We start from the raw sequence: 13,081 nt of genomic DNA, 5'->3' as shown, positions 1-13,081 counted from the left end.
TTAGGGGGGTATTATATTATAATAAGATAAATTTGATTAATAAGGATGCAAGCTTGCAAGAAATTAAGTTGGATATTTATGCCACTTTGGTGTGCATGGTTTTAGTGCTGCTTTTGGGGCGTTATGTGATTTCTAAAGTCAAGTTTTTGCGCGATTATGATATTCCAGAGCCCGTTGTGGGCGGGGTTTTAGTCGCTTTTGCTATCATGTTAGCGCGTCAGTTTTACAATTTTGGCTTGCAATTTGATTCTTCTTTAAAAGATCCTTTAATGCTGACTTTTTTTATCACCATTGGTTTGAGCGCGGATTTCAAATCTTTACAAAAAGGCGGGAAAATGCTTGCGGTTTTTTTGCTGGCTGTGGCGGGGTTTGTGGTGTGTCAAAATGCAGTGGGGATTTCTATCGCTAGCCTTTTAGGGGTCAATCCTTTAATGGGGCTTTTAGGGGGGTCTATCGCTTTAGTGGGAGGGCATGGCACTAGCGCGGCATGGGCTAATTTTTTCACCCAACCACCTTATAATTTTAGCTCCAGCTTAGAAGTGGGCATGGCGTGCGCGACTTTTGGCTTGGTGAGTGGGGGGATTATTGGAGGGCCTGTCGCTAAATATTTGATCTCAAAATACAAACTAGAACCTAAAGACACTAAAGAAAAAGATACTTTAGAGGGCGTGATGTCTAAAGGCTTTGAAACCCCTAAAGAGCAGCGCCTAATCACCGCATCCAGTTTTGTAGAAACTTTAGCTTTAATTGCGATCGCTTTATTGGTGGGGACTTTTTTATCGCATTTGATGCCTAAAAGCTTCACCTTGCCGACTTTTGTGTGGTGCTTGTTTGTAGGGGTTATTTTAAGAAACACCTTGTCGTTTTTTAAAATCCATAGCGTGTTTGACAGAGAGGTTTCAGTCATAGGGAATGTGAGTTTGAGTCTGTTTTTAGCCTACGCTTTAATGAGCGTGAATTTATTGCAATTGCTAAAACTCGCTGTGCCGTTAGCGGTTATTTTGAGCGTTCAAGTGGCGGTTATGATCCTTTATGTGGTGCTTGTAACCTTTAGGGTATGTGGGAAGGATTATGACGCGGCGGTGTTGTGCGCGGGGCATTGCGGTTTTGGGCTTGGAGCGACCCCAACGGCTATGGTGAATATGCAAACCATCACCAACCACTACGGGCCATCGCATGTAGCGTTTATCGTCGTGCCTTTAGTGGGAGCGTTTTTTGTTGATATTATTAACGCTTTAGCGATTAAAGGCTTTTTGCTCTTGCCTTTTTTCCCATCATGAGACTTTATGAGAGTTTATTAGAAATTTGCTTGAATAAGGCATGGGAGCATCAAACCCTAGCCCTAGAAAACCCAAGCGTGGCTTGCATGGTGCTAGATAAAAACCATGAAATCTTGAGTTTAGAAACCCACAAAAAAGCCAAAACCCCACATGCAGAAGTCTTAGCCGCCCAATCAGCGTTAAAGATTTTACGCCCCGGTTTGAAAAACGATTTAGAAAAATTAGAAGACCCTAAAACTTTAAGCGATTTTTTAAAAACCCACCACGACAACGCTTTTAAAGACTGCGTTTTTTTAATCACCCTAGAGCCATGTAATTCTTATGGTAAAACCCCGGCGTGCAGTGGGTTGTTAGAAATTTTAAAGCCTAAAAGAGTGGTCATTGCCACAGAAGAAAACGAAGCGAAAAAAGGGGGTTTAGCAAGGCTGCAAAAGGCTCGTATTGAAGGGGTGGTTTGTGAGAGTTTGGAAAACAAGGCTAAAGACTTGCTCCTGCCTTTTAGGATAATGGAACAAAAGGGGCGTTTTAATTTGTTCAAACTCGCTTTAAGGATGAATGGGGATTATTGTCATGGCAAAATCACCGGGCAAAAAAGCGTTATTTTCACGCACAACCAGCGAGCAATATGCGACACGCTTATTGTTTCTGGGAAAACCATAAGAACGGATAACCCCTTATTAGACGCTCGCTTTTGCGATAGCTTTTATCAAAATAAAAACCCCAATATCGCTATTTTATCCAAGCATTCAATTGACCCCAATTCAAAGGTTTTTTCTGCACCTAATCGTTTGGTTAATGCTTTCTATGACCCTAAAGATTTGCCCCTAGAGAAGGGGTTTAATTTCATTGAAGGGGGGTGGGAATTGTTTGAGAGCTTGAGGGATAAAATAGATGCATTGCTTTTGCATTCGCATGCGTCTATGATTAACGAAGCGTTTAGCGCATTCGCTCTAAAAACCCCTTTTAAAGGGCGGTTGTTGCATGCGCAAATCTTAGAAAATGAAGCCCTTTTATGGATAGAAAACTCTTAAGATTATACCAGCCTTTAAACGCTTATTCTTACAATAGCGATTCGCTTTTTTTATACGATTTTTCACGCCCTTTTATCAAAAATAGCGGCGCGATTTTAGACATAGGCTCAGGGTGTGGGGTTTTAGGCTTACTCTGCGCTAGAGATAACCCGCTAGCGAGCGTTCATTTAGTGGAAAAGGATGGCAAAATGGCGTTTTGCTCCCAAAAAAACGCCCTTAAATTCCCCAACGCCCAAGTGTTTGAAAGCGATTTTTTAGATTTCAAACCCCCGATTTTGTATGATGTGATTGTGTGCAACCCTCCTTTTTATGCCTTAGGCTCTATCAAATCTAAAATTAAAGGGCATGCGAGACACCAGAGCGAATTAGATTTCGCTTCTTTAGCGGCTAAAGTGAAAAAATGCCTAAAACCTAAAGGGTATTTTATTTTTTGTTATGAAGCCTTGTCGCTTTGCTTGGTCATAGAGAGTTTAAAAAGCGCTAAACTCACGCTAGAAACTTTAAGGTTTGTCCAAAGTTTTAAAGACAAAAACGCCCATTTGATGCTTGGAGCGGCTAGGAATAATTCCAAAAGCACTCTAAAAGTTTTACCCCCTTTAATCACGCATCATTCCAAAAACCAAAGCGACAACACCAAAGAAGTTCTAAGTATCTATCAAATTTGTAACACTTATTCTATCAAAGCGCTTCTAAATTAGCGCCTCATCAATTAAGGATTAAAACATGAAATGTTCGCATTGCCAGTTGGAGTTTAAAGAAAGTGAGCTTTTTAAAGAGGTGATCAATCATAAAGAATTGTATTTTTGTTGCACGGGGTGCGCTAGGGTGTATGCGTTATTGTCAGATTTGAATTTAGAGAGCTTTTATGACAAATTAAACGATTCCACTTTAGCCCCCGTAACGCCCCAAGATTCAATGAGCGCTTTAGAATTAGAACAGACCCTTGAAGAAAACAATAAGGGCGATTTTATCCTTAATCTTTTGTTAGAAAAAACGCATTGTAACGCTTGCTTGTGGCTCAATCAAAAGGTTTTAGAGCGTTTAAAGGGGGTTAAAAAAGTGAGCGTGAATTTCACCACCCACCATTTGCAAATCGTGTTTGACAAGTCTTTAAGCCCTAAAGAGATCGTTCAAAAAATTGAGAGTTTGGGCTATGGGGCTAAAATTTATAACGCAAAAAATTACGCTCTAAAAGCCCAAAAAGAGCAACGCTCCTATTTGCTCACTTTAAGCGTGGGGTTTTTTGCCACCATGAATTTGATGTTTATTGTAATTGCCAAATACGCAAGTTATGGTAGCGCGAGTTATGGCGGTGCGAGTTATGGCATTGGCATGGATAAGCTCATGCAAAGGAATTTGGATCTCGTGTCGCTCTTTTTAAGCTTGTTGGTGCTAGTGGTTGTGGGGCGTTTTTTCATTAAGGGGGCGTTTTATGGGCTAAAAAATGGCGTTTTGGGCATGGATTTGAGCGTGTCTTTTGGAGCGTTATCGGCGTTTGTTTATTCTATTTATGCCATGCTGGTGTCCCAAGAGACTTATTTTGAAGCGAGCAGCACGATTTTAACGCTTGTTTTTGGCTCTAAGTTTTTGGAATTAAAAGCTAGGCTGTTTGCGAATGAAAAATGTCTGGCCCTAGAATCGCATGAAATCCATAGCGTGATCGTTGTAGAAAATGGCAAGCAAATAGAAAAACACCCTAAAGATGTCGCTATAGGCTCTGTTGTTTTGGTGCCAAGCGGGGCTAAAATCGCTTTAGATGGTGCGCTTTTAAATCATGCGAGCGTGGATGCGTCTTTGATCAGTGGGGAGTTTAAGCCTTTGGAATTGGGGGTTAATGATCAAATTTTAGGGGGTTATGTGAATGTGGGTGCGCCTTTTAGCTATCAAGTGAGTGCTAATTTTCAAAACTCACGCCTTTCTAGTTTGTTAGAAACTTTAAAAAAGAGTTTTTTAGAAAAGCCCTTAATTGAGAGCAGCGCGAATAAAATTGCGGATATTTTTTCTAAAGCGGTGTTGTTTTTAGCTTTTATAAGTTTTTTATTATGGCAATTTGGTTTGGGGGGTAATTTTGAAAAAGCCTTAATGGTGTGCATTAGCGTGTTAGTCATCAGTTGCCCTTGCGCGTTCGCTCTGGCTACGCCCATTGCGTTAGTGATAGGGGTGTTTAAAAACCCTTTGATCGTGTTTAAAGAAGCGTTGTTTTTAGAAACTCTGGCTAAAGTGAAAAAAATCTTTATAGACAAAACCGGCACGCTCACGCAAAAAGAAGTCCTTTTAAAAGAAAAAATCATTTATGAAGAATTTGACGAAAGGCTTTTAAAGAGCCTTTTAAAAGTGAGAGAGCATTTAGCCCATAGCGCGATTCTTAAATCGCTAGATAGCGATGAGGTTAGTTTAGAAAAGATAGAGTTTTTCGCTCATGGCCTGAAAGCGAGCTACCATAATGAAACTTTGCTAGTGGGGAGTTTGAAATTTTTAAACGCTATGGGGGTTAATATAAAGGCTAAAGAGAGCGCTAATATCATGGTAGGCTTTGCGAAAAATAAGACCTTATGCGCGTTATTCATTTTAGAGGAGCGTTTGAAAAATAACGCTAAAGAAGTTATTCAGGCTTTACAAAATAAAGGCTTAGAATTAGAAATTTTAAGCGGGGATAATGAAAGCTCGGTTAAGGAGTGCGCGAAAAAATTAGGGATTTCTAATTATCATGCCAATTTGACCCCTGAAGATAAGGCTCAAATCATCAGTTCTTATAAGGGCGTGTGCGCGATGATAGGCGATGGCAATAATGACGCGCTAGCTTTAAAACAAGCGAGCGTTTCTTTAGGGTTTGAAAAAAGCGCTTTGAGTAAGAGTGCATGCGATATTTTGCTTTTAGAAGAGGATTTGAGTTTGCTGAAAAAAGCGTTTGATAACGCTCAAAAAGTCTATCAAGTGGTGTTGCAAAACATTGTTTTGAGCTTGATTTATAACGCTATTTTAATCCCGGTCGCTATGCTAGGATATATTAACCCTTTAATAGCGAGTTTGAGCATGAGTGGTAGTTCGCTCTTAGTGGTCTTAAATTCTTTGAGGTTGAAACGCTCTTAAACAAACCACATCGTTTTGGCTAAAATGGCAATTAAAAAACCAAAAGTTAGAGCGATAGGGTGGATATATTTACCAATGGGGTTTTTCTTGCCCAAAAACTTACACGATAAAGAAAAAAGCACCAAAAGAAAAATGCTTAACGCTAAGATCACTTTAAGCATGAGTATCTTTTGAAAAGGGGTTTCACACCAGCCTTTATCGCCCCCCATGTATTGGCTAAGCATCATGCCCCCCGTTAAAACAAGTCCTAAAACGCATAAGGGCATGATTTTAACCGCTCTTTGAGTGATTCCTGTATTTGCCTTATTGGCAAACTCTTCGCCAAACATTTTCTTCACATTAGGGAAAATTACCCCATCAAAAAACAAGTAGCCAATAAAAATAATGGCGCACAATAAATGAACAACCAACACATAAGGATAAATCGCATCCATTTGAAATCCTTTATTCATGGGAAAATTAAAGAGTTTTTAATCTACTATAAAAGGATTTTATTGTCAAGTAGCCCACTATTATGGGAATTTTAGGGGTGGTTTTTGTTTGACTTTTAAGATTGCAATTAGCTATAATAAAATAATTAAAAAAGTAACACTTAAGCGGAGTACCCTAGAGAGTGATGTTCAATTTTATGACAAGGAAGAAAAATAGAATGCAAGATTGCAAAATGGTTGGTAAAAATTTTAATCGTAAGGAATCTGTTTTGATAGCTCAATCTTTAGATATTTCTAAAAAAGGTTCGGTAATTTTAGGCGCTCTTTTGAGTTCGTTATGGCTGACAAACCCTTTAAATGCCCATGAAAAGAATGGCGCGTTTGTGGGGATTAGCTTGGAAGTGGGTAGGGCTGATCAAAAGACAAACGCTTATAAAAACGGTGGGTTGTTTCAAGTGCCTTTTGGCGATGTTTCGGCTAATGATAATGGCAAAGTTCCTGACGGGCAGACCGGTGGCTGTCAGCCAGCTTCAGGGACGCCAGGAACGCCAGGCTATACTGAAGCTAACTGCGTGGTCAATTGGACTTCGCGCACCATGCTTAGCACCAATAAAAACATTCCTGGCCGTAACCAGCCGATGTATGGGCTAGGCGTGATGACAGGCTATAAGCATTTTATCGGTAAAAAAAGGTGGTTTGGGTTGCGCTATTATGGCTTTTTTGATTATGGGCATACCAATTTCTCTAACTCCAGGGCCGCTAACGCTATATCGCCTTTTTATTTGAGCGATCAAAAAGCAGACATGTATACTTATGGTTTTGGCACAGACATGCTTTTTAACATTATAGATAAGCCTAAAGCCACGGCCGGGTTTTTTGTGGGCGTGAATTTTGCGGGTAACACTTGGACTAATAATCGTGTGGGGTATTTTAAGGACGGGTATGTTTATGGCGTCAATACCGACGCTGACGCTTACATGACTAACGCTGATGGCACGATCACATGCGGGGACACGACGCCGGCGAGTTGTAATGTAGGGATTAACCCTAATAGCGTCTATACCACAGGAAAATTAAACGCTAAAGTGAATCACACGATTTTCCAATTTTTAGTGAATGTGGGCATTAGGACTAATATTTTTGAACACCATGGCATTGAGTTTGGTATCAAAATCCCCACGCTCCCCAATTACTTTTTCAAAGGCTCTACCACTATTAAAGAGCAAAGCCAAGGTCCGCTAAAAGACGGCAAACCAACCACTATCACCGGAGCAGAAACCAATTTCAGCTTAACCCAAACCTTACGCCGTCAGTATTCTATGTATTTGCGCTATGTTTATACTTTTTAAGTTTGGTAGGGTTTTTAGGCAAGGCTTAGGTATGAAAGCTTGATGCTTTAAGCTTTCAAATTGTCATTGAGCTGTAGCCATTCTGCGCTATTTTCTACTTTTTTGATAAATCTATCATTACCGTGCAATGAGTCTTTATGTTGCTGTGGGGATATTTCTATAATGCGTTCTAATTCTTCATCGCTAAAGATATATTGGAGTCAAATTTTTCTTTCAATTCTTTATTTTGATTAATAGAGATAATCTCGCAAAGAGTTTAATTAGGCTAGACTGAGTAATATCTAAAATAAATACCTTTAGCGTCCTTGATACAAACGCGGTGTTAGTGCATAAAAACCTTTTTCTGGTCTCTCAAAAAGCCCCAAGCTATCTTTTAAAGGGTTATCTTTTAGCGCATGGTGGTTGAGTTCGCCCCTGATAGTGTTTCTAAAAGTATCGCTTTTATATCTTTCTCCCCACTCTTCTTTTTTTATTCGCTCTTCTAATGCTTGATAAATATCTTGCAATGCTACTTGTTTAACGCCTTTTTCCTCACAATCAAAAATAAATTCCACTATCATTGCCTTGATAGAGGGGATAGTTCCAGGAAGCAATTTTTCTTGTTTTTCAATCTTTTTAATCTTTTCTTGAATGCTTTTATCTTTTGAGACTTTTTGTTCGTTTTGAATAATGGCGCTAAAAACTTCATCATAACTTTGCAAATACTCTTCATTAGGAGTGAATAGGCTATCTGCGTATTTTATAGAATTATAAATAGCATTTAACTGCGTGTAATATAAGGGTTTCTTTTCTGTAAAAATGGTATTGACTTCAAAATTGCTCTCCAATCCCTCTCTAGTCAAGTTGGTGCTACCTATAATGGAAGTTTTTTCTCTTCCATTGTCAAACATATAAATTTTAGGGTGGAAGACAATATCTGTTTTGTTGTTTTCTTTGTCGCCGTAGCAATAAAATTTTAATTTTTTATAAGTCTTGTTTAAGTCTAGCAAAAATCGTATGGGTTTTGAGTCGGTTGTTTTAAAATCAAGCCCTACAATAATCTCAAATTCTGCCCCCTTTTCTAAAGAATCGATCAAAGCGTCTTGAATAACTTCCACCCCACTGTATTTTAAAAAAGCAACTGCAATGTGAGTGTTTAAAGAATTTCTTAGCCCTTCATTAATCACTTTGGGATAATTGAGATTAGATAGAATTTGGACAGAACCCACCAAAAACCTTAATGATTTTTCAAGCTGTTTTACAAGCTTTAAGTTAATGTTGCGTTGCAAGTCTTTTAATTTAGCCCTCTAGTGAGAGCTTATTATAGGTTATAAATCCTACAATCTCTTATTAAGCTTTTTAAAATACCAAAGACTAAGAGCTAAGAATAAAAAAAAGGGCGATAGCACGCCTATTTCAGGAATGAGTATCCCTGAAATGCTGAACTTCCCTAAAGCAAAGAATAGCCCCCAAACAACGAGCGTGATAATGATAAACTTTAGCCCTAAAAGAGCCAGGTTTTCATAGCGGGCGAGACTGGGCGAAAAATAAGCGATTAAAACGCTTAAAAACGGCACAAAAAAGGGCAAAATCGCAAACACATACAAAAACGAGCGCACTTTTTTCGTGTCTGCGTTTTGGCGCATTAAAGCATGCAAGGATGAAAGAGCGTCTGTGATAGAAACCGCGGGCTTGTTTTGATAAATGGTGTCTAAAACTTTAGGGCGGAAATTTTTGAGCGTTTTAAAGGTTTTTAAACGCGTGGTGTTTAAAGCGTTGGCACCCAGCTCAAAACTTAAGGGCATCTCATAAATAGTAGTGTCATGCAAGATCCAATACTTGTCTTCAAAAAAAGCTTCTTTAGCTTCAGCGTAAGATTCTAAAGTTTTATCTTTTAGGCGAAAAACCTTGATATTTTGGGCCTTTTGCAATAAGGGATTAATCTTATCAAAATACACATAATCATCGTTATACTTCACTAACAAATGCTCTGAGACGCTCAAAGAATTGTCTTTATAAATCAAATTTTGCGTTTTTTCCTCCATATACACAAAAGGAGTTGCGTTCAACCCCACATAAACGGTCGTAAAAAACAAGCTAATCAAAAAAATAGGGCTTAAAATCTGGCATTTGGAAAAGCCAATGGAGAGCAGGGCGGTGTATTGGTTGGATTTAATGAATGCGATATAAAATAAAACCATCGCCAAAAGCAAGGAAATGGGCAAGGTGTAATTGAGAGCAAACAGGATGTCATAGGTGAAAAATAAAATAATCATGTTCGCAGAATCGGGCATTTTATCGGCGTATTTTAGGCTGTCAATACCTACAAAAAACAATTCCAAAGCTAAAAGCACGATTAAAAAGTATTTGAAATAATACCACCCCACAAATCTAAACAGACGCACTTTAAGCCCTTATTCAAACCACGATAAAAACTTGAAATTCTTGATAGAGTGCATTTAACTTTCTATTTTTAAAGGTTTTTTAAGCGTGAAACGATTTTGCATGGCGTTAAAATCATGGCTTTCTATAAAAAATTTTAAGGCGTTTTTGGCATGTTCAAACGCAGCGTTTTTTAAAGGCTCTTCGTTTTTGTGGAATTTTGAAAGCACATGCTCAATCACGCCCATTCCTTTAGAAATCCCCACTCTCAAGCGATAATAAGAATTAGAACACAATAAATCAATGGATTTTAGGCCGTTATGCCCTCCATTCCCCCCACCATTTTTAAACCTCACAACGCCTAAATCCAAATCCAAGTCGTCATGGACAATTAAAAGCTCTTTAGTTTTGTAAAAATTTTTAGCGCTTAAAACGCTCTCGCCGCTTAAATTCATGTAAGTTTGGGGCTTGAGTAAGATAAAGTCCTTATAAACGCATAAACAAGCATTGTGTTTGGAAGAAAAAGTGAAAGAAAGATCCAATTCGCTAATAAGCGAATCTAAAATATCAAAACCAGCGTTGTGTCTGGTGTGAGCGTAACGCAAAGTAGGGTTGCCTAAACCTACTAAAAGCGTCATAACCTGAAATCACTTCGCCTTAATCACACCGATCACAGCGATAGAATCATGATCTAAAATCTTAACATTCTCGTGTTTTTCTAAATCGCGCACCAAAATAGACTCATTCACATCTAAAGGGGTTACATCCACTAAATAGTGATCGGGCAAATGCTCTGGAGCGCATTCCACGCTGATACGCTTTTTAGAGAGCATTAAAATCCCTTTATTTTTCAAGCCTACTGGAGTGCCTTGGTGTTTAACAGGGACTTTAAACTTAGACTTCACGCCCTTAGTAACAGCGAGTAAATCCACATGGATAAGCTCGTTAGTAACAGGGTTTTTTTGGTATTCTTGAACCACGACTTCAAAAGTCTTATCCCCTAATTTCACCGGAAAAATCAAATGCTTTTTTTCCTTAAGGTATTTAATGAAAGGGTTTAATTTGAACGCGCCATTCACATTTTCAACGCCCTTTCCATAAACATTTGCGATTAGATAGCCATCTTTTTTTAAAGCTTTAGCGTTAGCTTTAGTAATACTCTCTCTAATAACGCCTTCTAACATGTCAATCCTTTAAAATAAAATAAGGGCTTATTCTATCCAAAAAACCCTTAAAAATCAAAAACTGCTTAAAAGCTTTTCAAAGGATTGTTTGAACGCTATCAAGCCTTCTTTAAGGAGTTTTTGAGCGGTGTTTTCTAAATCAATGTTGTGCACTTTTAGTTCTTTTTTAAACGCTTCAATTTCTGTAATCTTTAAAGGGGTTTGATACTCGGTGTTTGGGTCAAGCAAATAAGCGTTTAAAGCCTCTAGGGGGGCTGTATTGATAGAGTTTTTAAAACACAGCGCTTTAATGTAATAATCTTTAGCTAAGGCGTTGGATTTAACGCCTGTGGAGGCAAAAAGAGCGCTTGTTAGCTTATTAGCATGCTGATTAATTTGGTAATAGCACTCGGTAGCGTTGATAATCCCGCTTTTAGCTTGCAAATTTTTTGGCACTAAAGGGTCTATTTCTTTGTCAAATCGTGAAACAAACACGCTAATGACCGCTCTTTTTTGCGCTTCTTTGGCTAAGATTTGAGCGGTTTTTCTAGCGATTTTAGGCGAAAAGACTAAAGTTGCATTAACAGGGATAGAGGCTTTAGTTAAAGCGCTAATTACTTCAAGCCCGCTCTCACTCGCCGGGACTTTAATCATCACATTAGGGCGGTTTAATGTTTTGAATAAGCGCTTGGCTTCATCAATGCTTTTAGGGGCATCATCTTCTAAAAAAGGGTCAATTTCTAGGCTAATGTAGCCATTGTTAGGGTCTTTTTCATATAAAGGCATCAACGCGCTAGAAGCTTGTAAAATATCCTTTAGCGCTAGGGTTTCATAAATTTCTTTAGCTTTTTTGCCTTTGAGCTTAGCGATTTCATCTTTATAAAACGCGCTTTTTGTGATCGCTTCGCAAAACAGACTAGGGTTACTCGTCGCCCCGCAAATAGCCCCCTTATTAATGAGCTTTAAAAAGTCGTTTTCTAAAAAATCCCTCTCAATAAAATCGCACCACAAACTGAATTCTTGCATGTTTTATCCTTGTTTTAAATGTTGGTAATAGCTTTTAACGACTTCCTGGTCGCTAAAAAAAATCGTCTTGTCTTTAAAGATTTGAGTGCTTTCATCGCCCTTGCCTAAAATCAATAACACCTCATCGTCTTTTAAATTTTCTAAAGCGTTTAAAATGGCTTTTTTTCGGTCTTTTTCTATAACCACTTTAGAAGAATCGCTGATACCTTTTAAAATATCCTTAATAATGTCTTCTTCGTTTTCGCTTCTAGGATTGTCTGAAGTTAAGATAATTTTATGAGCGTAATAACTCGCTACCTCTCCCATTTTAGGGCGCTTGGTCTTGTCCCTATCACCCCCTGCTCCAAAAAGAGCGGTGATTTTTTGGTTTTTAAAGCTTTCAAAGACTTGTTGCATGCCGTCTATGGTGTGGGCAAAATCCACGATCACTAAAGGTTTAGAATGCACAATTTCCAAACGCCCCTTAACCCCATAAAAGTTTTCTAATAGCGGCGCAATCGCTTCTAGCGCTAATTGGGTGAGTAATTTGACCCCTAAAACGCCCGCTAAGATATTATAAAGGTTGTAACGCCCTAAAAGGGGGGAATGGATGAGGGCGATTTCTTTGAGATTGGGATTTCTTAAATCTTGTTGGTAGCATAAAGATGCGCTAATGGAGGGGGTGAGCGAAAAGGCTTGAATGTTTAAATGCGCTTTTTTATCCAGCGCGTAAGTGTGCGCGTTAATGGGGTTAAAAAGGGAGTTTGTTTCATCTCTGTTGATCACTTTCAAGCCCTCATCTTTAAAAAAGCTGTTTTTAGCGTCTTTGTAATTTTCTATGCTTTCGTGGAAATCTAAATGATCGCTTGTGATATTAGTGAGGATTTTAAGGGCAAAATCAAGCCCGGCAATGCGCTTTTGGACAATCGCATGGGAGCTCACTTCCATAATAAAGTATTCGCATTTTAAACGCATCGCTTCTTCTAAATCGCTATAAAGCTCTAAAAGAGTGGGCGTGGTCAAGCCCTTTTCTTTGATTCGTTTGTCGTTGATAAAAAACCCTCTTGTGCCTAAAAGAGCGGTCTTTTTATTCAAATCTAAGAGTAAGGAATACATCAAGCTCGCTGTGGTCGTTTTGCCATTAGTGCCAGTAATCCCTACAATTTTCATTTTAAAGTCAAAATAGTTTTTAAGCTCGTTAAAATCTAAAATAGCCAGGTTTTTTTCTGCAATGAAAGGAGAGTATTTTTCATTTAAAGGCGTTTTGACAAAAAGGATTTCTTTAGGGTTTTCTAAAACTTCATGCGTGTTATCGCTTAAAAAAGAATAGGTGTGGTTTTGATAAGTCAGGGTTTTTTTAAGCTTCATTCT

The 13,081-nt window shown here is 38.5% G+C and carries 12 protein-coding genes; 5 read left to right on the top strand and 7 right to left on the bottom strand.

The genetic code is table 11. The features are described from left to right. The first annotated feature begins 53 nt into the window (after window positions 1-53). Genes gltS through HPSH112_RS07500 form a run of 4 tightly spaced genes read left to right on the top strand, consistent with a single transcriptional unit; the run spans window position 54 to window position 5,401 of the window. Window positions 54-1,280, top strand: a complete 1,227-nt coding sequence (gene gltS, locus HPSH112_RS07515) for a sodium/glutamate symporter (RefSeq protein WP_001155973.1) — start codon at window positions 54-56, stop codon at window positions 1,278-1,280. Next, window positions 1,277-2,311 (top strand): dihydrofolate reductase family protein, encoded by a 1,035-nt coding sequence (locus HPSH112_RS07510; RefSeq protein WP_001241968.1) that lies wholly within the window; start codon window positions 1,277-1,279, stop codon window positions 2,309-2,311. Before gltS ends, HPSH112_RS07510 begins: the two co-directional genes overlap by 4 nt. Continuing rightward, window positions 2,293-3,009 carry a tRNA1(Val) (adenine(37)-N6)-methyltransferase gene (locus HPSH112_RS07505; RefSeq protein WP_000375282.1) on the top strand — a complete coding sequence of 239 codons (717 nt, stop codon included), beginning with the start codon at window positions 2,293-2,295 and terminating at the stop codon, window positions 3,007-3,009. The genes HPSH112_RS07510 and HPSH112_RS07505 overlap by 19 nt, the downstream gene beginning before the upstream one ends. Before the next feature lie 25 nt (window positions 3,010-3,034). Further along, window positions 3,035-5,401 (top strand): heavy metal translocating P-type ATPase, encoded by a 2,367-nt coding sequence (locus tag HPSH112_RS07500; protein WP_000650270.1) that lies wholly within the window; start codon window positions 3,035-3,037, stop codon window positions 5,399-5,401. On the opposite strand, the gene HPSH112_RS07495 is transcribed toward HPSH112_RS07500, so the two are convergent. Continuing rightward, the gene (locus HPSH112_RS07495; protein WP_000338889.1) at window positions 5,398-5,835 is read right to left on the bottom strand and encodes a CopD family copper resistance protein; all 438 of its coding nucleotides are present in this window, start codon (window positions 5,833-5,835) and stop codon (window positions 5,398-5,400) included. The genes HPSH112_RS07500 and HPSH112_RS07495 overlap by 4 nt on opposite strands. 182 nt (window positions 5,836-6,017) lie before the next feature. Here HPSH112_RS07495 and HPSH112_RS07490 point away from each other — a divergent pair, with 182 nt between their 5' ends. After that, on the top strand, window positions 6,018-7,181 hold the full coding sequence (locus tag HPSH112_RS07490; protein WP_195727944.1) for an outer membrane protein: 1,164 nt from the start codon (window positions 6,018-6,020) through the stop codon (window positions 7,179-7,181). A gap of 296 nt (window positions 7,182-7,477) precedes the next feature. Here the strand turns inward: HPSH112_RS07490 and HPSH112_RS07485 are convergent, their stop codons facing one another. The 6 genes from HPSH112_RS07485 to HPSH112_RS07460 form a co-directional block, all read right to left on the bottom strand. Continuing rightward, window positions 7,478-8,389 carry a phospholipase D-like domain-containing protein gene (locus HPSH112_RS07485; protein ID WP_195727943.1) on the bottom strand — a complete coding sequence of 304 codons (912 nt, stop codon included), beginning with the start codon at window positions 8,387-8,389 and terminating at the stop codon, window positions 7,478-7,480. A gap of 108 nt (window positions 8,390-8,497) precedes the next feature. Continuing rightward, the gene (locus HPSH112_RS07480; RefSeq protein WP_001236123.1) at window positions 8,498-9,565 is read right to left on the bottom strand and encodes an LptF/LptG family permease; all 1,068 of its coding nucleotides are present in this window, start codon (window positions 9,563-9,565) and stop codon (window positions 8,498-8,500) included. A 54-nt stretch (window positions 9,566-9,619) separates the two neighbouring features. Continuing rightward, window positions 9,620-10,180 (bottom strand): aminoacyl-tRNA hydrolase, encoded by a 561-nt coding sequence (pth, locus tag HPSH112_RS07475; RefSeq protein ID WP_000173943.1) that lies wholly within the window; start codon window positions 10,178-10,180, stop codon window positions 9,620-9,622. Between the two features lie 9 nt (window positions 10,181-10,189). Further along, entirely contained in the window at window positions 10,190-10,726 is a 537-nt protein-coding gene (locus HPSH112_RS07470; protein WP_000889354.1) for a 50S ribosomal protein L25/general stress protein Ctc, read from the bottom strand. A gap of 54 nt (window positions 10,727-10,780) precedes the next feature. Further along, window positions 10,781-11,731, bottom strand: coding sequence for a transaldolase (tal, locus tag HPSH112_RS07465; RefSeq protein WP_001155051.1), 951 nt, complete (start codon window positions 11,729-11,731; stop codon window positions 10,781-10,783). A gap of 3 nt (window positions 11,732-11,734) precedes the next feature. Next, complete coding sequence (locus HPSH112_RS07460; RefSeq protein WP_000768807.1) at window positions 11,735-13,078, bottom strand: UDP-N-acetylmuramoyl-L-alanyl-D-glutamate--2,6-diaminopimelate ligase; 1,344 nt, start codon at window positions 13,076-13,078, stop codon at window positions 11,735-11,737. Window positions 13,079-13,081 lie beyond the last annotated feature (3 nt).

The organism is Helicobacter pylori Shi112, from assembly GCF_000277405.1.
GTDB lineage: Bacteria > Campylobacterota > Campylobacteria > Campylobacterales > Helicobacteraceae > Helicobacter > Helicobacter pylori_C.
This window is presented reverse-complemented; position numbering and strand designations above follow the sequence as displayed.